The sequence below is a fragment of the Nostoc sp. genome (genome assembly GCF_036917095.1).
Lineage (GTDB): Bacteria > Cyanobacteriota > Cyanobacteriia > Cyanobacteriales > Nostocaceae > Nostoc.
Genome location: NZ_JBALFH010000015.1, coordinates 93,795 through 120,650, shown reverse-complemented (window position 1 = coordinate 120,650; position 26,856 = coordinate 93,795). Strand labels below are relative to the sequence as shown.

The window sequence follows — 26,856 nt, the reverse complement described above, 5'->3', positions numbered from 1 at the left end:
TGATGTAAAATTTTTAGTTCACAATACAGTTTTGACAAAAACTCTAAACATTAGCTAAAGCTGCTCCAGGTACTAATTCTACCTTTATCCAACCTGGTTCCCGTCGGTCAAATGCCTTATATGCATCAATAACTGACATTAGCGCCTCGACTTGGGTTAAGACTTTTGTCGGGTCTACTGTGCCATTACGAACCAAATCTACCAACGTCGGAATATACTTGCGGTGATTACAATTGCCCATGTTGATTGTGAGATTTTTGTTCATCGCTGTGCCAATGGGAAAGAAATTGTGGGCGGGGGGATAAACTCCAATAATCGAGAGCGTACCGGCTTTGGCTAATGCCTGAACTGCCCACTCTAATACAAGAGACGGAGCATTACCCGGATGCCAATTCCCGTTTTGAGGATTAGTTTTAGGGGCAATTTGTTGTAACTGCTGCTGGAATTGTTGTGCTTCTTGTCGTGCTTTTTCGGCTGCTGGGCCACTGTCAGGAGCATTAGCATCTACACCGACTGCATCAATTACCCTATCCACACCAACTCCCCCAGTTAGTTCGCGGATAGTCTCAATTGGATCTTCGGCATTATAATCGATGATTTCTGCACCCAAATCACGCGCCATTTCTAAACGTGAGGGAATTGTATCCACTGCAATGATGCGTCCTGCGCCGAACAGTCTGGCGCTGACAATTGCAAACTGTCCAACGGGGCCACAACCGAAGATAGCAACTGTATCTCCTGGTACGATCTCTGCAATATCGGCTCCAAAGTATGCCGTGGGAAAGATGTCAGACAACAAAATTGCTTGGTCGTCTGTGACTTCTTTTGGTAGTTTGACTAACCCAGCATTGGCATAAGGAATTCGAGCATATTCCGCCTGCAATCCATCGAAGGGGCCTGCTGCTTCTGGGCCTCCGAAAAAAGCTGTCCCGGCGGTATGTCCGTGGGGATTGGCGTTATCACATTGGGCATGATAACCTGTGCGGCAGTAAGAACAGTAGCCGCAGGCAATTGTCGAGGGAACGACAACGCGATCGCCAACTTTCAAATTCCGCACATTAGAACCAATCTCTTCAATAATGCCAACACCTTCATGCCCTAGTATTGTACCGGGTTTCATTCCTGTGAATGTTCCCCGAATCATGTGTAAATCTGTTCCACAAATTGCACTAGAAGTGAGTCGAATGATGGCATCTGTAGGCTCTTGAATTTTAGGTTCTGGTACGTTATCTAATCGAATATCTCCGATTCCGTGAAAAACAACTGCTTTCATAGTAAATACTCCTAAGTTATGACATTTATATTTCAAGATAAAAATGAGTAGCTTGTCCACCTTCTCTATTGATAGATACATCAGCCATGCGCTAGAGGTTTTAGCAGCTTGGGAAAAGATTGACAGCAGAAATTATTTTTTCTGCCACCAAACTTATTAGATACAAAAGGATGTTAAATATTTTCCGCTACATTAACGCCCTTGACTTTAGCTGGTATGACAAGGCTGTAATAAGCAGCTGCGATCGCTGCTAATGCATTGAGCAAAACATTGTAACCAAACAGTGGCATTAAACCAAAAGATGTCTTAGCGAAAGGCAACAATCCCATGACAGCCAGCAAGGCATAATAAATTGCAAAACCACGATTGAATAGGCGTGCAGTGGTAGCATTGTTGTAAGAAGTAATTCCAAACAATCCTACAGCGCAGCGTACAAGGTTATGCAAAAAGTTGGTAGGAATTAGACCAAAGATATAACCAAAACCCGCAGAATAAGCGCCAGTAGATTCATCAAGTGGAACAAAAGATTCGCTCGTTCCTGGTAATGAAACTAAAGCTGGTATAAAGCCAGCTAAACCTAAAAGTAAATAAGCGATTCCGATAGCCAAAGCAATATAACGCTCTGTCATTTTTGCCGCGTTAATATTTTCCATTGCAGTCAATCCTTTTATAATTCCATTAGTTAATACTGAGATATCTAAAGTTTTAATATAAAAAAATATTTTCTTCTCTATCAGAAGTTTCAGCGTTAAATTTAGTTTTATACACCTAAAGTGATAAATTAATATATTTTCCTTTTAAAATTTTATTTAAATGCTTGTTGTAGTTGTTCGTCTGTAAGAGATTTAATTAAGCTTAAAGGTAGTGGTTGCTGACTAATCTTATTAACATAATCTCCACTTAAATAAGGAAGATAACTTGGCTGTCCAGCGATATAAGTTTCAAAAAATGGAACACTCAAACTTTCAACATAACGGCGTGCCAAAGCTGGACTAGAACCAATTACTTGTGTAGGAACAGACACAACTGTATTTGATGATTCTGCAATAGTAGAAAAGTGTGTGCCGCCATTGATAACCGCTAAATATTTATTTGGAGTTGTTAACCAAGTAAAAGGCTGAATTTGCTCTGGTAAAGCAGGAGCGACAGTATCAGCACTGCTAGATACAATCATTACTGGAATTTTGATTTGGCTGAGGCTAGCTTGACCAAAAATACTACTATCAACAGGATTAATTGCAATTATTGCTTTTATCCTTGCATCGGATAAATTATAGCTATCACTTGCTAAATTTAGAGCCAAACACTGAAGTAAGAGTGAAATATTTAATGTATCTTCCAAAGCTGGACAATTGGCTTTTAGTTGCTCAAAATTAATTTTTGCTCCTGCCAATGCTAATGCTGTATATCCACCAAATGATTGTCCTACGACACCAATTTGGTCTAGATTCAAACGTCTGCGAAATGTTGGGTTAGACTTGGATAAACGAGTGAGTTCATCTAATAAGTATTTGATATCTAAAGGTCTATCAATGAGTTCTCTAGGATCGGTAACTTTATCTGCTATACCTGCTAATAATGCTTGCAATTGTTTTGAATTACTGCCAGGATGTTCTGGAACAGCAACTACAAAACCATAAGAAGCGAGATGTTCAGCTAGATATGCAAAACTTGTTCTGTCTGAACCTAGTCCGTGTGAAATGATAATTATCGGACGGGGAGTTTGAGCAATGGGAAGGTAAATATCGGCTGGAAAAGTTCTGTTACGCGTTAAGTCATTGAGAATGATACTTTGCTTCAAAAAACGAAAACTTCCATTTTGTCCGAAGTCTATCAATGGAGCCGTATTAAGTGTAGAAGCAGTGGTTGTTTTTTGTTGAGACTCTTGGTTAATAATTGCTACTGCATTTTGCGTTTTATTGGCTAAATTCTGTAAGGCATTTACAATTTCCAAACTCTGATTTAAATTAATTGAAATTGCACTAGCAGGAAATTTATGTAAGACATTTAAAAGGGTAAAATTATTTGAATCGGCGGCGGCTAAAATCAGTGCTGCGCGAATTGCATAAAAGCCTGATAATCTAGATTCAGTCTGAATAATTTTACCTAATGTTTCTAATAATCGTTCCCCAATTGGTGTATAAAGGAACTGCGAAACTCCTACTTCATCTAACTTAATAGGAGTTACTAAAGTTTGACGTAGTTGAGTTAGTTGCTTTTTGTCTATATATTGACTATATGCAGCCAAATTCTCATCCATTTTGCCTGTTTTAGCATAGGTTTCAAGAGAACTAATTGGGATAGACCGTTCTAAAGCACCGTAATTAAATTTTATTCGCTCTGCACCGAAAGCGGGAAAAGCAGTTAGTGCAGGCAACAACCCTACGCTAAAAACCCTCAAAGCCAATTGCCAGACAGTTTGTTTACTTATAATATGAGTCATTACCTGTCGCCTAAAATAGTAAAATACGCGTAATCGATCGACGAATTAAGGGACTTCCAGTTAAAAAAATATCCCATCGTAGGGGCGCAAGGCCTTGCGCCCCTACAAATCTATAAATAATTTGGGATAATTTATTTTTTGCAAGTCCCTAAAGCCATTATGCTTCTCCTAAATTCGTTAACTTCAGGCATAAGAGCTTGTTTTATGACTACTAAATTAGCAATCACTTTCATCGAACGATCTAAAACTATCTGAACAATTACCGCACTTTTAGATAGAAGTGTCAGTCAGTAACTTTAATTATATTCATCAGACCATAATGAATACAGTCTGAAGTGAAATGTATCACGTTCAACGTTAAGTATTTTTTGAACCTGCGAATACAGACACATCTGGCATCTAGCCATTATTTAAGATAGGTTGGCGGGTTTTCAAATCAAATTTATAGCCACGCGGTAAAATATGAAGCTTTGCTCCACATATTGCTAAAGCCTCATCCTTCAATATTTCCCCCATATTGTTATATGTAGCCTCTACATCGACAATTGTGACTGAACCTTCACCAATGATTTCGATTTGTTTATCACTAACTACCATCGCAGTATTCTCATCAATACCAAATCCTAAATCAGCAGGCTCTTGTATCAAAGCTGAAATTAAGCGCCCCAAGCGTCCACGCTGTAAAAAATGTTGGTCAATTACTACTCCCGGTAGAAAGCCTAAACCTGGGCCCATATTTACAATTTCCATCCGAGGGTTAGTTTGAGAATCGCCTTCTACAATCATTTTATCTGGCATCATCGCTGCTCCTGCGCTTGTGCCTGCAATAACTGCTCCTTCAGCAAAACGCTTATGAATAGCTGTGTCAAGTTCAGTATCTTTAAGAATGCTTGTGATTCGAGCTTGGTCTCCTCCAGTAAAGAATATTCCTGTAGCTTTGCTGACAGTTTCTAATGCCGTAGAAGAATATGCATCATCACGAGTTTCCGTATCAACAATCCGAGCATCTTCAGCTCCTAGCTTTTCAAATACTCTAATATAATTTTCTCCAACGTCTCTAGGAAGTTCTGTCGCTGCTGTCATAATTACTATTTTTGCTTTCGTACCTCCAGCGCGTCGTACAAACTCACGCAGTATTTCACAATCTTCCTTTTTATCTTCAGCTCCTCCAATAATTATGAGTTCTTGTTTGCTTTTTATTTCCACAATAATGGCTCCTGATATTAAATTAGTTAATTTATAATTAACTATGATTTTTAACACTACGCAATCAGTCTTTGGAGATATTGAAATACATCCTTGAAGATGAGAATTACCATTAAAATTCTTGATTTTAGGAGGAGTAGTCTAAAACCAAAATGAAAACCACAAAAATTTGATCGTTTTTGCTGAACTATTTTGGTTCATAGTTTCAACATTATTTATTAACAATGCTACACCCTTACTAAATCAACATCAGCAAGCCAGATGAACCGACTTTGAGTCAATGCCGTTTCTTCCACAATTGGGGCACACCACTCCACGCCATAAAGCCAATCGCTTTTGAGCCTAAAAATCCCTTGAATAATACGACGTGTCGGTTGGAGAGTAAAATCAACTTCAACCATGTCGCCTAATTGAAAAAGTGAAGTAGGAACAGCAGCATTTTTGAATATATTTGTTGGACGAAATTCTTTAGAAGGCAAGTAAAGTATTTCACCAAGGCAAACAATTGCATAAATCCACTCCTGTCCTTCCCAGTGAATACCACAACAGTAGCCTGGCAAATCAGAGCTTGACAGGAAAACTTCTTTTAGTATCTGAACTGCTAATGGAGGCATGGCTTGACCCCACGGAGGAGAAATATGCCAGCAAGATTCCAAAAGTGTAATCTGGTTAATCATCATAATGCTTTAGGGGACTAAGTTTTAGACTGGACAAAATGTCAAGAATAAAAAGTAAAATCCTTGCCAGGCTTAGGGTGTAGAATATAGGGAAAATAATTGATTTGTAAGTCTTATTCCGTAGGTTCTTAATTTTTGTTTAGCATAAGCAAACTATATCAGGTGTGTTTTAAAGGTTTCTGTTGATTGAATTTTTTTATTAGAGCAACTCAAATTCAGCAGCGAGCTACTTGATTATTGGGTTTTATCTCGGTGCGATCGCTTTGTTTAATCCTGCTTCGAGAAAATAATATTGCTGACACCGTTGTTTTTGGCGGGAGCTTTTTCATTTACCATAGATACTCTCATTTTAAATTATTAATTCTAACTAGCCAATCGCTAATACCTTTCTTTGTAAGGCAGCACCAAACTTAATTTTAGGCAAAAGCTTGCAACACGGTTTAGTGCATTTCCATCTCGAATCAGTCTAATCAATACTTTGCTGTATTAATAATAAAATACTGTTTTATCTCTGGCTTCCTCATCTACCGAAATAAATATAAAATTACTTTATCTGTTAAGTCCTGAGTACTATATTTTATTAATATCTAAATAAGACAGTAACGCATTTATTTTAATAAAAAACACATACAAATATTATTTTGTCTGTTCGGTTTCGTACATAAAAAGTTAAAATAATTAATAGTATTAAGTTTAATATAATAAGTACAGTTTGTTAAATTATGTGCAATTAATTAGCTGGAATTACTTGCTCAATAATATTGGCTGCCCTTGTGACGCCACCTGAAAGTTGAATTGACTGCTGAATCTTCCGTGCATTGTTAGTGTATGATTTTTCCGTCAATACCCGCTCAATTGCTAATCTTAAGCTAGACACAGTGAGTTTCGCTAGAGAAAGTACTTCTCCTACTCCTGCCGAGCGAATTCGAGCACCAGTTCCGGGCTGTTCAAAAGTTATGGGAATCGCTACCAAAGGTACGCCATAGCTTAAAGAATCCAATGTTGTATTCATGCCTCCATGAGTAACTGTGAGACTAGCTTTCGCCAGGATGTCTGGTTGCGGAGCATACTCGACTACTAACGGGGAACCAGGAAGCGATGTCTTCGACAACCCCTTCAGGGAACGCACTGCTTCTGCACTCATCCCACCTCCATGCGAAATTACTAGTTGTACATCTAGTCCTTCACAAGCAGCAGCAATGCAATGAAATACTGATTGTTTCGTATTCTGCACGCTTCCCAAAGAGGCATAAATCATTGGTTGTCCGGTTAACTTTTCATATGGAAACTGAACTAATTGTGGTGAAGGATTTCGTAATGAACCCACGGAGGTGGGTTTTGTCTGTATAGCCGTGAATTCTATTCGCCAGGGCTAGATATATTTTTACGAAAGTGAGATGCTCCCGAATGGAAGGTAGTGGAGAAACTGCAATACATGAACCTTTCTAGCTAAAAAAGATTAATATTATAAGGACGAGGATTAATTTAATACAATATAATTTTATGTTGTAAGTAGATAAATTTGCTAGAAAAAACACCAATCCCAATTAATTAAAAATGATAGGTTTTAAATTCATGCAAATTAGATATACGATCTATCAAACAGTTAGCTGACCGTTTATTGTGCTTTCTGCAAGTATTGACAAACTCCTTCACTCATTTGTTGGAAATTAGGTGTAATCTGTTTACCTAATGAATTTTCAACGATACTAGCTATTTTTGTTGTTAACTGCTGCGGTGTACTCTTTATCTGCTTTGGGTCAATAATTAGTTCTCCCCGACTTTCAATTAGTGTTGCTCCATCATCTTCTATGAAGTGATTTTTACCTGTACAGTAAACTGCTTCAGTAAAGACATGAGTTTTAATCTGCCAAGTAGTTATGTATTCAGAATTATTCCAAATAGAATATTCTGTCTAATTTAATAAATTTTCGCTGAGGAAAGCACGGGCAAATGGTGGAATATTGGCACCGCCATACCATTCATGTTCTAAGTATATAAGTCCGTCTTGCTCTTGACTTGACTTGAACTTAATTTGTCTAACTTTTGGCATGTAAGCGACAAATTCTGTTAGTTTATCTCGATAGGTGGCATATACCAAAGGACGAGGAAAGGGAATACGAGCATTGAGACTAATTAACATGGAAAATCGTGCGGTAACTGAGTTAGTAGCACAAAGTATTATTTAAGTTGTACTCAATAAAACTTTCAATTACTTCTGCCCTAGTGGATAGTTATTCCTTTCCATAACTGAATACACATATTCCTATAAAATTGCAGCGATCGCAATTTCAAAGTCTGGCTAATAAGCTAAAGTTATTATTACCTCTCAAGCTTGTGCAAACGCCTGATGATTCAGGCAGTTCACCCCATCACCAAAAGTGGACAACACCCTTAATCCTGGCTCAGAACGATCCTTTGTATCTAAGAATGCACTAATTGTTCACACAAATTCAAACCATTGGATAGAAATAATAGCATACAGACTATTTCTTCTTTAGTAGGCATAAACCAGGATTTTAAGATTGAATCGAATTAAGTAAATTGAGGAAAACAAAATGGCTTTAATTCGTTGGGAACCCTTTAGAGAAGTAGAAATTATGCAGCGGCAAATAAATCGATTATTCGATCAAATGCTGTCACCTCAAGAGAGCGATCGCCTACGGTAGGCGCTTGCGCCATCGAACAAGAATAATCAAATTTTCAGATAAGGTCTTCTCACCTGGCTGCTGTAGCAGTTTCAACTCTATCCATCAAATTTATGAATATAAACTATCAAAATCTACCAATTTTTACACTATTCATCATTGGCGCATTGTTGACTTCACTGTTATTGGATCGGTGGTGGCGCGAACGTATCTATAACTTGAACGGTAAAACTGTACTGATTACAGGTGGCTCGCGGGGGTTAGGGCTAGTTATGGCACGCCAGTTGATTCAAGCAGGAGCGCGTTTGGCGATTTGTGCCCGCGATCCACAAGAATTGGAGCGATCGCGTATTGAACTAGAACAACGAGGTGGAGAGGTTCTGGCTATACCTTGTGATGTGACTGACAAAACTCAGGTTGAGCAGATGATACAACAGGTGAGCGATCGCTTCGGCGCGATCGACATCTTAATCAACAATGCTGGTACCGATTTTGTTGGCCCAATGGATGTAAGTTTCAACGATATCCAAGACACATTGGGAATCCCTTGGACACCTGTTAACTGGCGTGCCTATGCGATGTATCCTTCAGTTATGCAGTTGTTTTGGCAACGTCTCAAACCTGCGATGCAAACCGAAGCATTTTTAGAGGATGCGATCGCAATTAGCGAGCATGTTTATCGTGATATCAATGATTGGTATCAACCAGGTTATCAGATTGAAGTAGAACAAGCACAGCAACATCACATCCAACAAGAACTTAACGCTTTTATTATTGGGAATCCGCAACTACTCATCCAGCAAATGGCACTGAGCAAGACGCTTGCAGGTGAAGTAGTAGGTCAGGATGGCAGTATTGATTCCCGACATGGGCCAAATGCTTATCGTCATCACCAAATCCAACTGATAGATGAGCAGTCAGCTCAAGAAATTTCGCCAGAAATGCGACGAGTTTATCAAGATATTAAAGAAACTCTGGGTGTACCGATTGTCAACTCCGATTACCAAGCATTAGCACGATGGCCGACTTTCTTTCAGGCAGCTTGGTCAGACATCAAGGTTTGGCGAGAGCGACCGGAGTATCAACTTCTCGTGCAAGATGTCGTGCAGAAAGCAGAAGAAGCTGCTAGCCGTCTGTCCCCTGCTGTATGGGTTGGTGAGCGAGAAGTACAAGATATTCTCGATAACCCCGATAATTTCGAGCAGATTCAACAAATGGTGCAGATGTTCAAGGATATATTGCCAGAACTAATTGTGCAGAATGCTTTGTTTCATTTTGGTCTAAGAGGAGTTCAATCAGCGACTATAGGGAATAGGGAATAATGTTGTAATTTTCTTCACAAGTAAACTTAACTGTAGAGCATTCCGTCTGGCAGACGTTATCCCTCTTCTGTCACTCTCCGGAAACTTTTGCCATTTCTGAATTCTAGAGCTTTTGTATAGCAGGCGATGTCTACGACGGGCTACGCCTAAGCGCGATTATTTTCTAATAACAAATACAAGACCGATTTTTTTCTAATAGTATAGCTTGTATTGATTGCCTCATGAGGCTTCTAGCGATCGCCCTCCCGGAGAGTGACAGAAGAGGGGTATTGTGCGGTTGAGTGCATAGACGCTCTTAGCGGCTTGTCGCAGACATCGCCATCTCCAAAGGAGATGCTAGCGCGAACGTGCCAAGGAAAGCGATCGCTCGACTCAAGACTGTTGCTCAAAAATAGAACTATGAGGCTCCCAAAGTCTGCACCTTAACCCCTGATGTCCCCTCACAAGGTTTATAGGTGCTACCAAAAATGACTTTAATAAATCCACAAGTACAGATTTAGCCAATCGTGTACGCGCAAGTTCTTTAATCTGTTGGTATTTGCGAATCAACAGTATTATCTGAAACTATTGGGCGGCTACCATCTATTTCTAAAGTATCCTGAACTTGAAAATTACTCTTAGCGATCGGACGTTGACCATCTATGTCAAGAATGTCCTCAACCTCAAAATCACTAGGGTCAATTGGACGTTTACCGTCTACATTTAACATGTCATGTTCTTTAAAAGCGCTCTTACCAATCGGGCGTTGACCATCTATATTAATTGTTTTATCATAATCGTTTTCATCCTTCACAATTGGGCGCTGACCATCTATATCAATTGTTTTTTTAATTTGAATGTTACTTGGATCGACTGGCCGCTGACCATCTATATTAATTGATTTATTTATCTGTACTAGTTCGTTAGATGATGAACGCATATCATCAGTTTCAGTATCTATCGCCTGCCGAGCCAAATTATTTTTAGTAATATCAGCTTTATTCGTGTTATCCATGTTTGCCATTGTTTTTCTAAGATTATTTATCTGCTAACAAGACGATCTAAGAGTTGTTTATCTCTAAGTAAAAGGGGCTGGGGATTAGGTAAAAAGCAGAAAAATTATGATTTCCCTAATATTTTATTTGTTTATTTAGCAGAATACTGAAATAAAATCAAAAAATCCTCTATCACAGCACATAATGCATCTATGACTTGAGAGGGATTTGTCATCTCTCAAGAAACATACAACGGGAGAAAAATGCGGTTAGGATGCAGACTATGTGTGGGATTAATCCGTGTCCATGCCCAGCAATCATCTAAATGGAGATAATAGCAGGGGTATGGACGGGGAACCTAAAAAGGTAGAAATACTCAATGATGACTGCTGGAATACGCGATTGATGCGGTCAAAGAGTTTCTCTGTACGCTAACGTACTGAGGCAATAAGTAATATATGCTACTCTTTACTCAAGGAATTATACCACCTATCGTTTGGCAAGAGCAGTTTATCTGACTCAGGTGGCCCCCATGTATTTGGTTCATATTCGTAAACCGGTGTGACGTTATCGAGAATTGGTTGGACAATCCGCCATTCCTCTTCTACGGTATCTTCCCGTACAAACAAGGTAGGATCGCCCTGCATGGCATCACCCAATAGACGTTCATAGGGTTCCATCTCGTCACCACCTCCGTAAAAGGCCAGAAGTTCAACCGCAGAGCCGATCATATCTTCTCCAGGGATTTTAGTGCGAGCGCCCATTCCCACAATTACCTCTGGATCTAGTAAAAAACGAACATAATTTGTGTTTTCTTTTCCTCCCTCCTGGAACACATCTAGAGGTGGACACTTGAGCTTGACCATCACCTCAGTAGTTTTAACAGGCAATTTCTTTCCAGCCCGGATGTAGATGGGAACTCCTGACCACCGCCACGTATTAATAAATAACCGCACGGCAACAAATGTTTCTACTTGGGAGTCAGGAGAAACCCCTTCTTCGTTGCGGTAATCAGAAAATTGACCGCGAATAATATCATCGGGTTGCAGTGAAGGTATAGCTTTGAGAATACGCTCTTTTTCATCCCGGATGGAATCGCCAGCCGTACTGGCGGGAGCATCCATGCACACTGAAGCTAATATTTGCAGCATATGGTTTTCCACCACATCCCGAATTGCACCAGTCTCCTCATAGAAGTGCCCCCTTCCTTGAATGCCAAAGTCCTCTGCCATGACAATCTGGATGCTTTCAACATAGTTGCGATTCCAGATGGGTTCGAGAAAAGAGTTGGCAAACCGAAAATAGAGTAAATTCAGCAGTGGTTCTTTGCCCAAGTAATGGTCGATGCGATAGATGGATGATTCGGGAAAAACTGATGCCAGAATTTGATTTAACTCGCGTGCTGATTTCAAATCCCGTCCAAATGGTTTTTCAATTACCACCCGCGCATTTTTAGCACAGCCTGATTTGCCCAATCCTGACACTACTTGTGCAAACAGGCTCGGTGGAATTGCCAGATAGTACAGGGGATGAGTGGCATCACCAAGGACTTGACGTAATTTTTCGTAAGTTTCTGGTTTGCTGTAGTCACCAGCAACGTATTGGAGTAGTCCAGAAAGTTTCTCAAATGCGGCTGGATCTATACCACCATGATGTTCTAGGCTATCACGTGCCCTTTCCCTAAGTTGATCCGTCGTCCAAGACCGTCCGGCAACGCCAATCACTGGGACATTGAGATTGCCCCGCCGTACCATTGCCTGAAGGCTGGGGAAGATTTTCTTGTAGGCCAAGTCCCCTGTTGCCCCAAAAAATACTAGTGCGTCTGACTCAGGAATTCCCATAATTAACCTCTTTAGGAATTGGCTTTTTCATGATGCCCGCCAAACTGATAGCGCATGGCTGACAAAAGTTTGTCGGCAAAGTCTGCTTCGCCACGCGAGCTAAAGCGAGCAAAGAGGGCTGCACTTAAGACCGGAGCCGGTACAGATTCGTCAATTGCTGCGATCGCAGTCCAGCGCCCTTTGCCAGAATCTGATACACGACCACCAAACTCTTCTAAATTGGGGCTTGACAATAAGGCGATCGCTGTCAAATCTAATAGCCAAGAAGCTATTACACTACCCCGCCGCCAGACTTCGGCAATATCTCCCAGATTAAAGTCATACTGATAATACTCTGGATTTCGTAATGGTGTGGTTTCGGCATCAATCTCGCGCCCATCCGTCCGAGTCCAATCATTCCAAGTTCCATAGGTTTTTCGCCTCTTGGTTTTCAGGTTTTTGTGTTCGACGAAGAGGCAGGGGGAAGGGGGCAGAGAGCGGGGGGAAATGACCTCTTCCTCCTGCTGTGAAGCAAAGCGGAAATGGGTCTGAGTCTCCCCATTCTTATAAGTGGTTTTCGTCCAGGTGGGGTTGAATCCCCTCTGCTCCCTGCTCCCTTGGCTCTTCTTCAATAGCAGCAAGAGTGGCTGCTACTCCTCTGTTGAGGCACTTACGGGAAGACTAAGTTCAAACAAGTGTAATTCTACTGGTAATCGGCGCGATCGCTACAATTAACATTTATCAAAATAGAATTTAGAAGTCAGCCGTTAAAATTCTCTTGCTTCTATTGGAGTCCCGCTGGTGGATGAATTACAGGGGTTTAAGATAGGACTAAATTAAAAATTTAGTGCTCAACAAGAAAGTGGTAGGTTTGAATCCCCCACTTTCTTGTTGTGACTTCTGAATTCTGGCTTCTGGATTCTTTTTCAATTGGTATCAGAAAGCGCGACAATAATCAGAATTATACTCAAGCACTTCCGAAAAAAAATCATACCAATTTGGGATTTTAAATAATCACATCTGCACTCCAGCGGCTGGAATGGATCGGATATGTTGGGTTGTGAAAGCTGCGGCCAAACAATTCAAAATTCAGGCACGATCGATTTCATGATTAAAACAATTCAATGTTTGCTCTGTACCCAAAATTGATTGTTCGGGCTTGCGTCTCGTAGAGAAGACTATAAATCAAATATTCTCAACTTTTGGTCTTAAAATCATAGTTTTGCGCTTCTTACCCTACCTCATAAAATCTTAGGATTCGCTAGCTTCTCCTAAACGCTCAGGATTTTGTACTCCGATTAATCGATTCCAAAGCTGATAACTGACCTCAGTCTTCGGCACATACCAGTTATCATCACTAGCTTCCATACCACCCATTGCTGTAAACTCGTTACGTTGTGGGTCATTCAGATCAATGTACTTTGCACCTTGCTCCAAGCGACTTCCAACTGGTAGCAATGTAATTTGTTTTAGTTCTTCATGTGTATACTCTGCCAGTTTGTCATGCAGTTCTTTAATCTCATAGGCATTTAAACCTGCTTTCTCTGGATGCGTTCCTGACAAACCATAATTTTGACCAGCTATAGGCTGCTTGTTCAAGTCTTGCTGCCACTCATCTGGCTGACTATCTGTTGGTTTTCCTTGTTTTTGAGTCTGAGCCATTGAATATTTCTCCTTTCGCTTGATTACCAGTACACCTAATTTGAATTTAGATGCCGACTGCTAAAAAAGAGAATTCAAAATCTGTTCTCCATAACGAAAGTGGCGATCGCTTGTCTTAGATATTAGCCTGTAGATGGATTTCATTAAACAACAAAATACTACATTCTTTGCAAATCGCAGCATCAGCTAGTATTAGAAATTAAGTGAATAGAAAGAAGATGAAATCACAAGGAGCTAAATTAAGGGTAGAACTACAAGAACAAGGGATGTCTCCTTTGAACAACCCAAAAGATTGGTCATGGCCATTCTGGGCTGCTGTCCCACTCTACCCCTACGGCAGGCGACGGACACTTCGCAAGGAAATAGTTTTTGACACTATCTGGACATTCGATCAGCTTCAGGGCATTCTCTACACCATCGTGCCGATTCGCATGACTATCGTCAAGCTCGCTGCTGGTGGACTTCTGGTTTATGCACCCGTTGCTCCAACAACTGAGTGTATCCGCTTGGTTAATGAGTTGGTAGCAAAGCACGGTGAAGTTAAATACATCATACTGCCAACCAGTTCTGGTCTGGAGCATAAAATCTTCGTTGGCCCTTTTGCTCGTCGCTTTCCTCAAGCACAAGTCTTTATTGCCCCGCACCAGTGGAGTTTCCCGTTTAATCTGCCGCTTAGTTGGCTAGGCTTTCCCCAAAAACGAACTCAAGAACTCCCGGAGGACTCAAGCCTCGCTCCCTTCGCTGTGGAGTTTGACTATGCAATATTGGACATCAATTTGGGACGAGGATCTTTTGCAGAAGTTGCGCTGTTTCACAAGCGATCGCGCACTCTGCTTGTAACTGATTCTATACTTTCTGTTCCAGTTGACCCGCCAGAAATCGTCCAATTAGATCCTTATCCCTTACTGTTTCATGCAAGGGACAATGCCTTAGAGACGATTGAGGACAATGAAGACAACCGCCGCAAGGGATGGCAACGCATTTCATTGTTTGCGCTTTACTTCCGTCCAAGTGCGCTGGAAATTACAGCAATGGGACAGATGTTTCGTGATGCTCTGAAAGCACCACAGCGATCGCTAAAAACGTACTTTGGTTTATTTCCTTTTCGCTGGCAAGAAACCTGGAAGCAGGCATTCGATGCTCTACGAGGTCAGGGGCGACCATTTGTCGCACCGATTCTGCAAATCCTCATTTTACCCCAAGCACCAAGACAAGTCCTCAACTGGGCTGATAGAGTTGCAAGTTGGGATTTTCAGCAGATTATTCCCTGTCACTTTGACTCGCAAATTTTGGCAAATCCGCGTCAATTTCGGCAAGCATTTGCTTTCCTTGAGAAAAATCCCTCTGTAAATAAGGACTTTTCTGGAAGTGAAAACCAGCCTCTATTGGAGGAGGACTTAAGATTCATTAAGGAACTTGAAGCTAGTCTAGTTAAGCGTGGTATCGCAACACCAGCGAAAGAGAAGGTGTAATCAACCTCGAATAGCTTGGGAGCAACGCCAATTGGTTTGGCTACAGATACAGCCTTATTCCTGAATGAAACTAGTCCTGAGCTAATTGTTATCATTCAAGGCCATAGTGCAATTAAAGTAGTCGATGAAATTCAAGATCCCGGAATTTGAATCACAAATTCTGTACCCTCTTCCTGTACAGAATTAACTTCCAGAATGTCGCCATATTTTTCTACAATAATTGGATGTGCGATCGCTAAATTCTTATTTACACCATCAAGACTCTCGTAATTGCCTAAAAAGCAATAAAAAAGGCGGATTTTTATGTATGCTTTGTGGCTAAGTGCCTTTGCCATACATTTCCGGGAGTCATTATGGAACGTGCCATTTCTGCGTTGGGAATTTTAGTTTTTATCGGTATATCCTACGCCTTCTCGGTTAATCGTCGTGCAGTGCGTTGGCGCATAGTGGCCTGGGGTTTAGGATTGGAGTTTGCATTTGCGCTAGTGATTCTTAAAACTCCTTGGGGTTTGAATGTGTTTAAATCTCTGGGAAATATTGTCAGCCAATTTTTAGCATTTTCTGATGTCGGTGCCAAATTTGTCTTTGGAGAAAATTTTAAGGATCATTTCTTTGCGTTCCAAGTGCTGCCAACAATAATCTTTTTCTCTGCCTTTATCAGCGTCTTGTATCACTACGGCATTTTACAGCGAGTCGTAAATGTGATGGCGTGGGTAATGATGAAGACGATGAAAACATCGGGTTCTGAATCCTTATCTTGTGCAGGTAACATCTTTTTGGGGCCAACAGAGTCGGCACTGATGGTTAAACCTTATATAGCGAATATGACGCAATCGGAACTCCATGCCTTGATGACGGGTGGTTTTGCCACAATAGCGGGTGGAGTACTAGGAGCGTATCTTTCCTTTGGCATACCAGCAGAACACCTGATTGCTGCTTTCTTTATGACTGCTCCCACGTCGCTGGTGGTATCAAAATTACTTTACCCAGAAACAGAAGTATCAGAGACGGTTGGTAAGGCAAAAGCAGATGTAGAAACCAATTATGTAAATGTAATTGATGCTGCTACTACCGGAGCAATTGATGGTGTGAAGCTAGCAGTTAATGTTGGGGTGGTAATTATCGCCTTTTTGGGATTATTAGCTGCCCTGAATACACTGCTGGGATGGTTGGGGGCGTTTGTGGGCTTACAGCAACTCTCATTGCAGTGGATTTTGTCTTTTCTCATGGCTCCCGTGGCGTGGCTGATGGGCGTACCTTGGGCTGATTGTCGGCAAGTTGGGGCTTTATTGGGTACAAAGACAATTCTGAATGAGTTTATTGCTTTTTTGGATTTGAAGGCACTAATTGAAAGTGGGAAAATTTCTCAACGCGCAGTAATTATTGCGACTTACGCATTATGTAATTTTGCAAATATAGGTTCAATTGGCATTACTATTGGCGGGATTAGCGGGATAGCACCTAATCGCCAGCATGACTTAGCTCGCATGGGTGTCAGGTCAATGATTGGCGGATTGTTAGCGGGTTTTATCACCGCTTGTATTGCTGGAATGTTGATTTGAAAAAGAATTCTCCAAATCAACATTCAGGAGCGGAAGTGTGCGATGATTAGCCAGATTTCATCTCAAATTATAGATTTTCAGGACTTACGCACAGTCTACGAATTCTCGGCGCTCTTCTCTAACGAGACGCTACGCGATGGCGTCTTCTCTGCGAGACGCGAAGCGCGATGGCGGTTAGATAAATTAAGTATCGTGAGCTAAAAGTTTATTTTATGATTCAAATCACAAGTATGTTACCAGCTTCACCTGATAAAAATGCATTTATCTCAAAAAATACTATTTTAAAGTCGTGGATCGACGGGTTCGCTTTCCAATGCCAGAATACCGAAAACACATTCATGCACGCGGCGCAGAGGGGTTAGGGCAACAAATCGCTCCAATGCTTCAACACCCAAAGCAAACTCGCGCATAGCTAAAGAACGCTTGTGAGATAAGCCACGTTGGCGCAGACGTTGCAAATTCTCTGGGGATGAATATTCAGGGCCATAAATAATCCGCAGATATTCTTGTCCGCGACATTTCACTGCGGGCTGGACAATGCCACGGCTACCTCGAACGATAAAGTCCATAGGTTTGACAACCATACCTTCACCTCCGACTTTGGTAAGTTTTTCCCACCAATAAACCCCCTCTGCTTGACTGCTGGGGTCAGTCAAATCGATCGCTTTATAGGCAGTAGCTAGGAGCAAGGCAGGGTCTTTTTGGCAGATTTTGGCGATTTGCTCCAAATGCCAGCGATGGTCTTTATCGATATGGGCGGCTCCTTCTGTGGCTAGGATGTGGAAAGGAGCTAACCTTAATCCAGAAATATCAGTGACAGACCAGCAGTATTGGCGGTAGGCACTGACATACTGATGTGCCATCTCTGCACGTTGTTGGTAATGAGTGAGTTGGGTGCTGATATCTACGCCGCGATCGCTTGCTTGTTGTAAACAGCTAACAGCATCATTGAGAGCAAAGCGTGATGCCACTCCCACAGGGGCATATTGTTCTCGTAGCAGTCCCTGAGCTTTAGCTGACCACGGCATCAATTCACAGTCTAGACACACCCAGTCGGTTTGAAATTCTGACCAAAAGCCGCTCTGGGAAAGGGCAAGATTCACCCGCGCTAAAAGTTCTGTCTCTAATGCTGAATCATCGAAAAACCTGCGTCCTGTGCGCGTATAGCAGACGCCGATGCCTTCATTTACGACACCAAATCGTTTCTCGGCAGCCTCTAAATCTCGGCAAATAATCACAACCGCCCGCGAACCCATGTGTTTTTCTTCACATACTAATTGTGTAATTCCAGCATTTTGGTAGTAGGTAAAGGCTTCGGCTGGATGTTCCAAAAATCCCGGTAATAGGGATGTTTCGACGGGGGACATAGTGGGGGGTAAATAAATCAGCCATTTGGGATTGCAGGCAAAACGGCTCATCACTTCTAAAGCGGCGATCGCATTTTCTTCCCGAATGGTAATCTTGGACTGAAGTCGAGTGTTAACGATCCGCTTACCCAAAACGTCCTCAATATACAGGACATCATCCAATTCCTGTTGGGATGTGCGTGTTGCGGTGTTCTGTATCAAAGGTTTTACAGGTTCACAGTAGACGCGGGTAGCAGGAACACTCACCAGTTCCTTTTCTGGATAGCGCAGAGCGGTGAGTTTACCGCCAAAAACGCAGCCTGTATCTATATCAATAGTGTTATTCAGCCATTCTGCTTCGGGTACAGGGGTATGTCCGTAGACTACCATCGGTTCACCCCGATATTCTCCTGCCCAGTTGTAGCGGACGGGTAAGCCAAATTCATCAATCTCGCCAGTGCTTTCGCCATAAAGAGCAAACTCGCGCACAGCACCAGACCCCCGTCCTTGCATTTCTTGTTTCATCCCAGCGTGAGCCACCACTAACCGCCCATCATCTAAAAGGTAGTGACTGATTAAGGAATCGAGAAACATTTGCAGTTCTTTGCTGAAAGGTTCGCGCACCTCATCCGGTAAAGCCTCAATCTCAGCCAAGGTTTGCTCTAAACCATGATTAACCCGGACATTTTTACCGCGTAGTTTCCGCAATAGTTTGTTTTCATGATTACCAGGAACGCAAAAAGCCGTACCTGCGGCAACCATGTTTCGTACTAGTTTAACTGTATCCAGGATACGCGGCCCTCTGTCTACTAAATCGCCAAGAAAGACAGCCCTGCGGCCTTGGGGATGCTGGTAGGTTGGGTAGTCCCAAGGGGGAGCAGAGGGGGCAGGGGAGGCAGGGGAGGCAGGGGGAGCAGGGGGAGCAGGGGAGGTAGGGGGAGATGAGGAGATTTGGTAGCCTAGCTGTTGAAGTAATGCTTCAAGTTCATCACAACAGCCGTGAATATCGCCAATGATGTCAAAGGGGCCATGTTCGTGTTTGAGGTTGTTCCATAAAGGCTGGCGATCAATTTCGACGGATGTGATTTCTTCTAAAGATTTGAGAGTGTAGACATAGCGAAAGCCTTCCTTTTCTAAACCCCGCAGGGAACGCCGCAACATTTGGGTATGACGACGCACTACATGGGGGCCAAATTGGCGATCGCTACGGAGTTGGTTACGTTCGTGGCATAATTCTTCTGGGAGGTCGAGGACGATCGCGATCGCAAAACAGTGATACTGCCGTGCCATTTGCAGTAAGGGTTTGCGGTCTTCCATCTGCACGTTAGTAGCATCAATGACTGTAAGTTTACCTGCCGCCAACCGCTTCTGGGCAACGAAGTGCAGCACTTCAAAGGCATCTTTAGTAGCAGATTGGCTATTTTCCTCATTTGACACCAACCCCCGACAAAAATCGGAAGACAAAACCTCAAAGGGTTGAAAGTGCTTACGCGCAAAAGTAGATTTACCGGAACCAGAAGCACCGATGAGGACAATTAGAGATAGTTCGGGAATAGTGATTTTCATAGTAATTAAAGCTCTTTTATTACTCTCGTCAGATTAAATTTGAAACCCTATTTTGACGTTAGTCAGCGCAGGCGGACTTTGTTTGTGTCGCCGCGATTTCTAATCGCCTGGATTATTCAAAAGTTTGGCAATAAACTTGCTGTACTCATCCTTCATCGGCAAGTCCAAATCTTGCCTGATGCGTCGCCGTAGTGCTGGGATAGTTTCACCGCTGATTGGGTTGAATCCCTGCTTTTCATATTCTTCCCAATACAGCCCCACACCTCGTTTTTGCCAATTGGGCAGATGATTAAAATTAATCCCATGCTGGAATAATAATTCGTTTTTATCGGCAACAGATAACCCTTTCATCATGCTGGTTACTTCAATTACACTTTTGCCATCTCCGCGCAAACACCAGTAACAATGAGCATTAAGAGCATTTCTATGGGCATCCTCACTGCGCCAACGAAAATAATTTACTACTTCTTCTATATTAGGAAGCTGCGAAATGCGACAGTCAAAGCAGCCAATAGCACCTAATAGTAAAGAAAAGCTGGCGCTGGCTTCACCTGCTAAAATCGAATTTAGTTTTCTTAATTTGCGGTTGAAAGTGTTTTCTTTTTGAGCAAACAGTAGAGATATTTCATCACTTTGGGTATAACCGTAAGTGATATCTAACCCGCAATTGAACAAATGTTCGACAGTTGCCAGCATCAAATCTCGGAAGCGAATATCGTAGGGAGCCTCAAATTGATGCACTTCTTTTGTCAGGCGAGTAAAGCTGCGTCCATCTAATCTTGCAACTATGTAAAGTCCAGGGAGCACACAATAATCGTGTGCTGTCTCAAACACTCGCATTTTACTATCAAGTTCATCAAATTTCACGGTTCCATTCCTCAACAGCGAATGAATTATTTAAGTCCTTTTTAACCGAGTAAAGTGTATCAAACCCTTCGTTCCAACTCGGTAGCTCCAGCTTTTTATATGTTGCTAACAGTCCAACCAAAGGCACGATTTCTTTAGGAGGTCTTTGGCTATTCCGTTGCTTGCAGTCTTCTAGGTGAGACTGAAAGTAGTAACCCACAACCCGGAAACCTTTCGCTTTAGCTGGAGTAATATAGCGTTTTCTTTCTTCCACCGTTGGGTTAGTATTGTCCACAACAAAACGCTGTTTAGTTTCTAAACAAGCTTGAAGAAACATTTGCTCTCGATGACGAGTTTTGAGCATATCAAGGTTAATGCGGATGTGAGTATTAAAGAAGCGATCGCGATAAAAGGTAGACTTACCTGCTCCCTGGATTCCTACAAAAATAATTGCTTCCATGATTGATGAAATTAAGAGTTATGGCTAAACACCGCCATTTGTGTGGGCGAACCGACTTCTGGATCTTCCGTCCCTATAGGTTGAAATTTCACAGTGTAGCCAAAGCGTGCTGCTACTTGGTTTGCCCAGTTTTGAAACTGCTCTTGCGTCCATTCAAAGCGGTGGTCTTGATGTCGCAGTTTTCCCGCCGGGAGGTTCTCAAATTTGATATTGTATTCAATATTGGGTGTTGTCACCAGCACCGTTTTGGGTTGGGCAAACTCGAACAAAACCCGCTCAAATGCTCCCAGTCGGGGCAAATCAAGATGCTCAATCACCTCAATCACCGTCGCAGCATCATAGCCACTAAAGCGTTTATCCTGGTAAGTCAGTGCGCCTTGGATCAGTTGTACGCGTTCCCACTGGTTGCGCGTCAGGCGCAGACGGTCTAATCGTTCTTGGGCAACTTCTAGCGCCCTGTAGGAAACATCTACACCTGTAATCTGTTCAAAAAAGCCGTCTTTGAGAAGTATTTTCAGCAGATTGCCTTGACCACAGCCTAAATCAATCACCCGCTTTGCATTGCTTTGTTTTAGAGCAGCAATCACAGCATCCAGGCGCTGCTGATTCAGACTAATCGGCTTTTCTACCGCCGCCTCTTCTTTAGCATGACTTTCTTCAACGCTATCGACATCGAGATTATCCGACTCTACTAGTTGAGCTAAAGCTAGACGAGTTAAGCGTTGCTGTCGTTTCAGGTAACGCCTGGTAATTTGCTCTCGCGCTGGATGGGTAGTTAACCAGCCTTCACCATGACGTAGTAACTTTTCGATTTCTTCATCGCCTACCCAGTAATGCTTATCGTCATCCAACACCGGGATGAGGACGTAGAGATGACTTAACAAATCACTCAAAGGTAGGGTGTGCTGTAGTTCGACGGTAAAGTATTGGCTTTGTCCCCAATCAGGGAATTTCTCATCTAAAATATGACCTTCGGCACTGACACTATAACCCAACGGCTCAAACAATTGCCGCAGAAATTCTTCACCACCGCGACAAGGTAAAACCGACAGTTTTGCTACCAAAGGAATAGGGGTTTGCGCTAATTCTGGTAAGTCTTTGCAGCGTCCTCCTAAAGCCGTGCTAAACACCTGAGCGATCGCTACACTCAAAAAAGAAGAAGCAACATAAGGGCGATCGCTTATATATTGTTTTAGTCTTGCACCGCCTCCCCGCACCAATTTCACAGGATCGACATCCAACAACAACGCCGCCGTACATCGCTCTACACTAGCTTCTGGGTAGAAGATGTGCGCCTTTCCAAAACTTAGGGCAAAGGACTGACAACGGTCTGGGTGTTTATGCAACAGGTAGCCTAACTGCGTTGCTGGGGAATGTGTCGTTGTGATTGTAAGCAGCATTTATTCACTTGTACAAAGGTTTAGGGTGAATGGCACTAAGAAAAGGAAAAATCGTTGAGGCAGCAGGGGTGCTCTTGAGCAAAGGAGCAGAGGAGAAAGAAGAAGTTTTAAACATTGCGTTCGGATATTTAGAAATTCCCCTCTGCGCCCCTGCCCCCCTGCTCCTCTGCAATTCTTACGCTGCATACCCTTCAGCTTAACTTAGTGCCATTCGGTTTAGGGTAAGGAAATAATTAACTAGAATTTCGCACAAATTGACAGAGCAGTTTTATTTTGCGATCGAAACTTTTGATTTTGCCTTTTAAGAAAGCTTTTGGATTAATACCTTCTTTGTAGTATATGTAATATAGAGTTGTCAAGGGATACTATGATTTTTTGATTGGTTAGAGGACGGAGCGACTTTTAAAACATCCTCTTAAATCAACGAATATCTTGATAAAACTGCTTGAGATAGTTGGCATCAACGCCAATCCCCCATAAAATACCGATGTAGAGGTAAATTGCTGTAGCTTTCCAACTACCCCAGCGTGCCACCCGGCGATCGGAACTTTGAACGATGCGGTTAACCAGAACAATTCGTCCTTTCTGCACCAATCTGAGGCATAAATCTCCATCCTCCATGATTGGCAACGCCTCATTGAATCCGCCGCAATCCCAAAAGTCACGTTGACGACAGAACATAACTTGATCGCCAAACAACAGACGCAATCCTTTAAAAAATAAGTGAGGTTTAAATACTAGCGGAGCATAGTAAGTTTTCAGGTAGTTATGCAAGGATATACCCCAGCGAGTGGTTTGAGAGCCTGCCATTAAAGAAATGAATCCTCCACAAGCAACAGTAGGCTCTGCCAAGGTGTTTTGAATAACAGCAGCAGTATCATCAGGAATCGAAGTGTCTGCATGGAGAAAACAAAGTATATCTCCGGTTGCAACTGATGCTCCGTAATTCATCTGAATTGCACGTCCACGCCGTTCGCAAAATAGAATTTGCACATTTAATTGTTGATTTAATGATTCCGAAACTTGTTTAGCGATCGCCACTGTCTCATCTTCGCTACCGCCATCTACTATAATTACTTCTTTTACAGGTGGTTTCAATAAATTCAGTTGTCGCAAAGTGCGCTCTAAATTAGGTGCTTCATTGAAAGTAGGAATAACAATCGAAACTTGAGACATACATTTTCAAGAGGTTTATTTTTATTATTTATACTTAACATCTATCGACTTTAACCCGAATAGAAAACGTGTAATAATTATGCTTTAGTTAATAGTTCAGACGATACTAAAGATAGATACTGTACAACTGCATAGTTTGTTTGAATATAAAGCTAAAAAAACTCAGTTGAGATTTGGGGCAATTTAAATTCAATAATCCTCTGCATGGTAACTATTTTTGAGGAGCTTTCCCCAGATTGCATCATAGGGATGCACAAGTTGTGTTAACTGTCCATCATCTTTAAAGATGGGTCTTTCTTCATTTGCCCACTGAAAAAGACCGCCGCTCAAATTAAAAATTTGGGTAAATCCCTCCCGATGAAGTTGTTGGGCAACTTTAGCGCTACGGTAACCAACTGAGCAATATACAATGATTGGTGTGTCTTTGGAAACTTTCGAGAGTATTGTTAGGTCGGATGCCACAGGATCGATACGCACAGATGTATTGATGTGACTGACCGCATATTCTGCTTGGCTTCGTGCATCAAGCACAAACGGCTGTGGCTTTGCAGGATTGGCTAGCCAGTCTGCAAATTTTTCTGTTGTGATTTGACTAACAGTTGGAAAACTCAGTCTGATAAAAAGTTTGAGTAAACCTAACACCAGCGATCGCAATTTTTCAAAATTTACCTTAACTCTAACACTACAAGGTGTTCTAATTAATGATATGAAACTTTCGAGATAAACTTGTGTATAAAATTGCAACACCTTGTAAGGTAAAACGAAGCTTAAGGGACATAGGTCAGTCGGCAAGTAAGACAGTAGAAGTGTATCCAAGCTTACAATTTGCCCTGATAACTAGACTAGGCATTGTCATCCTGGGATGCTCTGACTCAGGAGCAAATCTCTCTTTTTGCTCTTGTATGCCCTGATTTTAAATAAATATGAGACTATAGAAACATTAAGACAGCCAGAAAAACGTGAGTCAGCAAGACAAACTCTTAGACAAAATTCTCTCTGGGACTTCTGATACAGACATCCCTTTCGCTCAACTGTGGCAACTTTTATATACACTAGGCTTTGATGAACGGATTCGTGGCGATCATCGTATTTTTATCAAAGCCGATGTTGAGGAAATATTGAACCTGCAACAGAAGAGAGGAAAAGCCAAACGCTATCAAATTAAACAAGTTCGTGCAGTGATTCTCAAGTATAAGCTAGGAAGTAAAAATAATGTTTCGCTATGAAATTATTCTCTACTGGAGCGAATTAGATGAAGCCTTTATTGCTGAAGTGCCAGAATTATCAGGCTGTGCTGCTGACGGCGATACTTATCAAGAAGCGCTGCATAATGTAGAATTAGTTATGCAGCAATGGATAGAAATAGCTAAGGATTTAGGGCGTCCAGTTCCTGAACCTAGACCGCGTTTGATGTACATTTAATTGATACACAAGCTAAGTCAAACTGATTTTTTACCATCATCAGAAATATTTGACACCATTTAAGATACGGATTGGGAAAATTTTCGCTAAAGCTACTAAGACATCGATTCAGTCATCAAGAACCTAACCCCCCAGCCTCTTTTCTGCTAAGGAAAGGGGGAGCCAAATTCTCCTCTTTGCTTGCCTAATGCTGACGCCAAGGTAGAGGGGATGGGGGAGAGATTCTTTCAGGATTATTGAATTAGTGTTCTAGAAAATTTTACCGACTACTATTAGGTTTGCTGTTTTAGAGATAACAGAGGAAGCCTAATTAAAAAGGTTAGTTACTGGCAACTTTACAAATTGCCATAATATGCGATTTGTATTTGTCAGTACTATAGTGAACAAGTTGTAGTCCAGAACGTTCTATTTCTTGCATAAGTTTAGGCATTTCATACTTGTGATGTCGCCAAATTGTAATCTCTTCACCTTCAAAGATTTCAAGATTTTTATCTATTCCCATCCGACTAAAATCTATAGTGTAATCATTAATAAGTTTCAGATTAGCAACTATACTATCTGTTTTTAAATCATACTTTCTCACTAGTTCACAATCTTCAGATTTAATCCCAATCTTATTTTTAACCCATGCATATATTTCTTCTACATGATACTTACAGCCACCCCTAACTATTCCATCCCATTGAGAGTTAGAACCAGTTTCGTTAGTGAACACTAGAAAATCATTTTTTCCCATACTATCTCTAAAGTTTTTGAGTACTTCATCTCTATTTTGGTGATTTCCAATGGTAACTCCTAAGTGTAAAAATATTTTGGCTGTGCCGTCAATTTCAAGACTAGTTTGATTTTGAAAAAAGATTTTGGGTACACAACTATTTTCTATGTCGATTGTAGAACTGAGAAATTCGACTAGGGGAAACCATTTTTTAAAATTTTTTCTGGATACATCAAGTAATTCTTCACTAATATCTAAGGCAATATATTTATTCACCTTCCCTAATTTATTCAGTTTGTAGATAAATTTTTTAACAGGATATGAATTTCCTGCACCAACGTCTACAATGTTGACTTTATTACCAGGTTGGATATTGCTATTCAGATATTTAAAATTATTCTTTAAAAGGTCAATTTCTACATTTGCTCTTCCATACCATCTAGGAATAACATATTTTAGATAAAAATCATTCCAACTTTTTGCACCTCTACCTTTATAAGAATACTTTAGAGGTATTTCTCGTCTAACTTCTAATGCATCAATTATTCCTAAAACTTCTTCTTCAGAAAAAAGGGAATAGAATTCAGAACTTGGCTTTGCTGTGCGACTGATAGTAGTTGAGATATCCGAGGGAAGTTGGGAATTGCTATGAAAATTTTGAGCCATTATTCTTGTTCGTTGGTTTTCTTCGGTCTGGAAATAGATTAGCCGCAATGCTTGCCAAAGAGGTATTCTCCCATGCCACTGTCCCAAAACTCGGAATTTCCATCACAAATAGGAGAGTTACTGAAGAAAGGCGGCAGGAGGAAGAAAATATTTTTTTCCCTCTGCGGAGTGGGTTAAAAGCCCCTAAATTTATTTATGAA

General features: G+C 41.5%; 26 protein-coding genes. 6 read left to right on the top strand and 20 right to left on the bottom strand.

Annotation, left to right across the window (positions count from 1 at the left end; all coding sequences use genetic code 11):
- Nucleotides 1-43: 43 nt before the first annotated feature.
- From V7L01_RS04675 to V7L01_RS04645, 7 genes are all read right to left on the bottom strand, one after another.
- A complete protein-coding gene (locus V7L01_RS04675) occupies nucleotides 44-1,273 on the bottom strand; it encodes a zinc-dependent alcohol dehydrogenase (protein WP_335032380.1) in 1,230 nt (409 codons plus the stop codon).
- Nucleotides 1,274-1,446: 173 nt separating this feature from the next.
- Nucleotides 1,447-1,926, bottom strand: a complete 480-nt coding sequence (locus V7L01_RS04670) for a DUF4383 domain-containing protein (protein ID WP_335032378.1) — start codon at nucleotides 1,924-1,926, stop codon at nucleotides 1,447-1,449.
- A 152-nt stretch (nucleotides 1,927-2,078) separates the two neighbouring features.
- Entirely contained in the window at nucleotides 2,079-3,716 is a 1,638-nt protein-coding gene (locus V7L01_RS04665; protein WP_335032376.1) for an alpha/beta hydrolase, read from the bottom strand.
- 399 nt (nucleotides 3,717-4,115) lie between these two features.
- The gene (locus V7L01_RS04660; protein ID WP_442936944.1) at nucleotides 4,116-4,922 is read right to left on the bottom strand and encodes a cyanophycinase; all 807 of its coding nucleotides are present in this window, start codon (nucleotides 4,920-4,922) and stop codon (nucleotides 4,116-4,118) included.
- Between the two features lie 227 nt (nucleotides 4,923-5,149).
- On the bottom strand, nucleotides 5,150-5,602 hold the full coding sequence (locus V7L01_RS04655; RefSeq protein WP_335032374.1) for a DUF1392 domain-containing protein: 453 nt from the start codon (nucleotides 5,600-5,602) through the stop codon (nucleotides 5,150-5,152).
- A gap of 727 nt (nucleotides 5,603-6,329) precedes the next feature.
- Nucleotides 6,330-6,926: a glycosyltransferase gene (locus V7L01_RS04650; protein WP_335032372.1), complete on the bottom strand. Its 597-nt coding sequence runs from the start codon at nucleotides 6,924-6,926 to the stop codon at nucleotides 6,330-6,332.
- 588 nt (nucleotides 6,927-7,514) lie between these two features.
- A complete protein-coding gene (locus tag V7L01_RS04645) occupies nucleotides 7,515-7,742 on the bottom strand; it encodes a hypothetical protein (RefSeq protein WP_335032370.1) in 228 nt (75 codons plus the stop codon).
- A gap of 618 nt (nucleotides 7,743-8,360) precedes the next feature.
- On the opposite strand from V7L01_RS04645, the gene V7L01_RS04640 reads away from it, so the two are divergent.
- Nucleotides 8,361-9,569 carry an SDR family NAD(P)-dependent oxidoreductase gene (locus V7L01_RS04640; RefSeq protein ID WP_335032368.1) on the top strand — a complete coding sequence of 403 codons (1,209 nt, stop codon included), beginning with the start codon at nucleotides 8,361-8,363 and terminating at the stop codon, nucleotides 9,567-9,569.
- A 230-nt stretch (nucleotides 9,570-9,799) separates the two neighbouring features.
- On the opposite strand, the gene V7L01_RS04635 is transcribed toward V7L01_RS04640, so the two are convergent.
- The 5 genes from V7L01_RS04635 to V7L01_RS04615 form a co-directional block, all read right to left on the bottom strand.
- Complete coding sequence (locus V7L01_RS04635; protein ID WP_335032367.1) at nucleotides 9,800-9,958, bottom strand: hypothetical protein; 159 nt, start codon at nucleotides 9,956-9,958, stop codon at nucleotides 9,800-9,802.
- A gap of 134 nt (nucleotides 9,959-10,092) precedes the next feature.
- A complete protein-coding gene (locus V7L01_RS04630) occupies nucleotides 10,093-10,572 on the bottom strand; it encodes a hypothetical protein (RefSeq protein WP_335032366.1) in 480 nt (159 codons plus the stop codon).
- Between the two features lie 432 nt (nucleotides 10,573-11,004).
- On the bottom strand, nucleotides 11,005-12,384 hold the full coding sequence (gene zwf, locus V7L01_RS04625; RefSeq protein ID WP_335032365.1) for a glucose-6-phosphate dehydrogenase: 1,380 nt from the start codon (nucleotides 12,382-12,384) through the stop codon (nucleotides 11,005-11,007).
- 11 nt (nucleotides 12,385-12,395) lie between these two features.
- Nucleotides 12,396-12,995: a hypothetical protein gene (locus V7L01_RS04620; RefSeq protein ID WP_335032363.1), complete on the bottom strand. Its 600-nt coding sequence runs from the start codon at nucleotides 12,993-12,995 to the stop codon at nucleotides 12,396-12,398.
- A gap of 619 nt (nucleotides 12,996-13,614) precedes the next feature.
- Nucleotides 13,615-14,025, bottom strand: coding sequence for a hypothetical protein (locus V7L01_RS04615; RefSeq protein ID WP_335032361.1), 411 nt, complete (start codon nucleotides 14,023-14,025; stop codon nucleotides 13,615-13,617).
- A gap of 266 nt (nucleotides 14,026-14,291) precedes the next feature.
- On the opposite strand from V7L01_RS04615, the gene V7L01_RS04610 reads away from it, so the two are divergent.
- On the top strand, nucleotides 14,292-15,497 hold the full coding sequence (locus V7L01_RS04610) for a DUF4336 domain-containing protein (protein ID WP_442936943.1): 1,206 nt from the start codon (nucleotides 14,292-14,294) through the stop codon (nucleotides 15,495-15,497).
- A 131-nt stretch (nucleotides 15,498-15,628) separates the two neighbouring features.
- Here the strand turns inward: V7L01_RS04610 and V7L01_RS04605 are convergent, their stop codons facing one another.
- Nucleotides 15,629-15,832, bottom strand: a complete 204-nt coding sequence (locus V7L01_RS04605) for a hypothetical protein (protein ID WP_335032359.1) — start codon at nucleotides 15,830-15,832, stop codon at nucleotides 15,629-15,631.
- 18 nt (nucleotides 15,833-15,850) lie between these two features.
- On the opposite strand from V7L01_RS04605, the gene V7L01_RS04600 reads away from it, so the two are divergent.
- Entirely contained in the window at nucleotides 15,851-17,059 is a 1,209-nt protein-coding gene (locus tag V7L01_RS04600; RefSeq protein WP_335032358.1) for a NupC/NupG family nucleoside CNT transporter, read from the top strand.
- Nucleotides 17,060-17,101: 42 nt separating this feature from the next.
- On the top strand, nucleotides 17,102-17,260 hold the full coding sequence (locus V7L01_RS04595; RefSeq protein ID WP_335032357.1) for a hypothetical protein: 159 nt from the start codon (nucleotides 17,102-17,104) through the stop codon (nucleotides 17,258-17,260).
- An 80-nt stretch (nucleotides 17,261-17,340) separates the two neighbouring features.
- Here the strand turns inward: V7L01_RS04595 and V7L01_RS04590 are convergent, their stop codons facing one another.
- The 6 genes from V7L01_RS04590 to V7L01_RS04565 all read right to left on the bottom strand — a co-directional run bounded on the left by V7L01_RS04590 (nucleotide 17,341) and on the right by V7L01_RS04565 (nucleotide 24,669).
- Entirely contained in the window at nucleotides 17,341-19,971 is a 2,631-nt protein-coding gene (locus V7L01_RS04590; protein ID WP_335032355.1) for a polynucleotide kinase-phosphatase, read from the bottom strand.
- A 99-nt stretch (nucleotides 19,972-20,070) separates the two neighbouring features.
- Nucleotides 20,071-20,838, bottom strand: a complete 768-nt coding sequence (locus V7L01_RS04585) for a tRNA(His) guanylyltransferase Thg1 family protein (protein ID WP_335032353.1) — start codon at nucleotides 20,836-20,838, stop codon at nucleotides 20,071-20,073.
- On the bottom strand, nucleotides 20,828-21,277 hold the full coding sequence (locus V7L01_RS04580) for an AAA family ATPase (protein WP_335032351.1): 450 nt from the start codon (nucleotides 21,275-21,277) through the stop codon (nucleotides 20,828-20,830). Before V7L01_RS04580 ends, V7L01_RS04585 begins: the two co-directional genes overlap by 11 nt.
- 11 nt (nucleotides 21,278-21,288) lie before the next feature.
- A complete protein-coding gene (locus V7L01_RS04575) occupies nucleotides 21,289-22,677 on the bottom strand; it encodes a 3' terminal RNA ribose 2'-O-methyltransferase Hen1 (RefSeq protein ID WP_335032350.1) in 1,389 nt (462 codons plus the stop codon).
- 420 nt (nucleotides 22,678-23,097) lie between these two features.
- Nucleotides 23,098-23,853, bottom strand: a complete 756-nt coding sequence (locus V7L01_RS04570) for a TIGR04283 family arsenosugar biosynthesis glycosyltransferase (protein WP_335032348.1) — start codon at nucleotides 23,851-23,853, stop codon at nucleotides 23,098-23,100.
- Nucleotides 23,854-24,042: 189 nt separating this feature from the next.
- Nucleotides 24,043-24,669 carry a rhodanese-like domain-containing protein gene (locus V7L01_RS04565; RefSeq protein ID WP_335032346.1) on the bottom strand — a complete coding sequence of 209 codons (627 nt, stop codon included), beginning with the start codon at nucleotides 24,667-24,669 and terminating at the stop codon, nucleotides 24,043-24,045.
- Between the two features lie 143 nt (nucleotides 24,670-24,812).
- On the opposite strand from V7L01_RS04565, the gene V7L01_RS04560 reads away from it, so the two are divergent.
- Both V7L01_RS04560 and V7L01_RS04555 read left to right on the top strand, forming a co-directional pair.
- Nucleotides 24,813-25,079 carry a type II toxin-antitoxin system HicA family toxin gene (locus V7L01_RS04560; protein WP_335032344.1) on the top strand — a complete coding sequence of 89 codons (267 nt, stop codon included), beginning with the start codon at nucleotides 24,813-24,815 and terminating at the stop codon, nucleotides 25,077-25,079.
- On the top strand, nucleotides 25,066-25,275 hold the full coding sequence (locus V7L01_RS04555) for a type II toxin-antitoxin system HicB family antitoxin (RefSeq protein ID WP_442936935.1): 210 nt from the start codon (nucleotides 25,066-25,068) through the stop codon (nucleotides 25,273-25,275). The genes V7L01_RS04560 and V7L01_RS04555 overlap by 14 nt, the downstream gene beginning before the upstream one ends.
- 319 nt (nucleotides 25,276-25,594) lie before the next feature.
- Here V7L01_RS04555 and V7L01_RS04550 read toward each other — a convergent pair whose 3' ends face one another.
- The gene (locus V7L01_RS04550; RefSeq protein WP_335032342.1) at nucleotides 25,595-26,656 is read right to left on the bottom strand and encodes an L-histidine N(alpha)-methyltransferase; all 1,062 of its coding nucleotides are present in this window, start codon (nucleotides 26,654-26,656) and stop codon (nucleotides 25,595-25,597) included.
- Between the last annotated feature and the right edge of the window lie 200 nt (nucleotides 26,657-26,856).

What these genes read in the sequence shown, in the direction of transcription:
- V7L01_RS04670 (WP_335032378.1), bottom strand. Translation starts at nt 1,926, where the DNA reads ATGGAAAATATTAACGCGGCAAAAATGACAGAGCGTTATATTGCTTTG.
- V7L01_RS04600 (WP_335032358.1), top strand. Translation starts at nt 15,851, where the DNA reads ATGGAACGTGCCATTTCTGCGTTGGGAATTTTAGTTTTTATCGGTATA.
- V7L01_RS04555 (WP_442936935.1), top strand. Translation starts at nt 25,066, where the DNA reads ATGTTTCGCTATGAAATTATTCTCTACTGGAGCGAATTAGATGAAGCC.
- V7L01_RS04580 (WP_335032351.1), bottom strand. Translation starts at nt 21,277, where the DNA reads ATGGAAGCAATTATTTTTGTAGGAATCCAGGGAGCAGGTAAGTCTACC.
- V7L01_RS04605 (WP_335032359.1), bottom strand. Translation starts at nt 15,832, where the DNA reads ATGGCAAAGGCACTTAGCCACAAAGCATACATAAAAATCCGCCTTTTT.
- V7L01_RS04630 (WP_335032366.1), bottom strand. Translation starts at nt 10,572, where the DNA reads ATGGCAAACATGGATAACACGAATAAAGCTGATATTACTAAAAATAAT.
- zwf (WP_335032365.1), bottom strand. Translation starts at nt 12,384, where the DNA reads ATGGGAATTCCTGAGTCAGACGCACTAGTATTTTTTGGGGCAACAGGG.
- V7L01_RS04595 (WP_335032357.1), top strand. Translation starts at nt 17,102, where the DNA reads ATGATTAGCCAGATTTCATCTCAAATTATAGATTTTCAGGACTTACGC.
- V7L01_RS04550 (WP_335032342.1), bottom strand. Translation starts at nt 26,656, where the DNA reads ATGGCTCAAAATTTTCATAGCAATTCCCAACTTCCCTCGGATATCTCA.
- V7L01_RS04645 (WP_335032370.1), bottom strand. Translation starts at nt 7,742, where the DNA reads ATGTTAATTAGTCTCAATGCTCGTATTCCCTTTCCTCGTCCTTTGGTA.
- V7L01_RS04590 (WP_335032355.1), bottom strand. Translation starts at nt 19,971, where the DNA reads ATGAAAATCACTATTCCCGAACTATCTCTAATTGTCCTCATCGGTGCT.
- V7L01_RS04570 (WP_335032348.1), bottom strand. Translation starts at nt 23,853, where the DNA reads ATGTCTCAAGTTTCGATTGTTATTCCTACTTTCAATGAAGCACCTAAT.
- V7L01_RS04610 (WP_442936943.1), top strand. Translation starts at nt 14,292, where the DNA reads ATGTCTCCTTTGAACAACCCAAAAGATTGGTCATGGCCATTCTGGGCT.
- V7L01_RS04615 (WP_335032361.1), bottom strand. Translation starts at nt 14,025, where the DNA reads ATGGCTCAGACTCAAAAACAAGGAAAACCAACAGATAGTCAGCCAGAT.
- V7L01_RS04575 (WP_335032350.1), bottom strand. Translation starts at nt 22,677, where the DNA reads ATGCTGCTTACAATCACAACGACACATTCCCCAGCAACGCAGTTAGGC.
- V7L01_RS04640 (WP_335032368.1), top strand. Translation starts at nt 8,361, where the DNA reads ATGAATATAAACTATCAAAATCTACCAATTTTTACACTATTCATCATT.
- V7L01_RS04665 (WP_335032376.1), bottom strand. Translation starts at nt 3,716, where the DNA reads ATGACTCATATTATAAGTAAACAAACTGTCTGGCAATTGGCTTTGAGG.
- V7L01_RS04675 (WP_335032380.1), bottom strand. Translation starts at nt 1,273, where the DNA reads ATGAAAGCAGTTGTTTTTCACGGAATCGGAGATATTCGATTAGATAAC.
- V7L01_RS04655 (WP_335032374.1), bottom strand. Translation starts at nt 5,602, where the DNA reads ATGATGATTAACCAGATTACACTTTTGGAATCTTGCTGGCATATTTCT.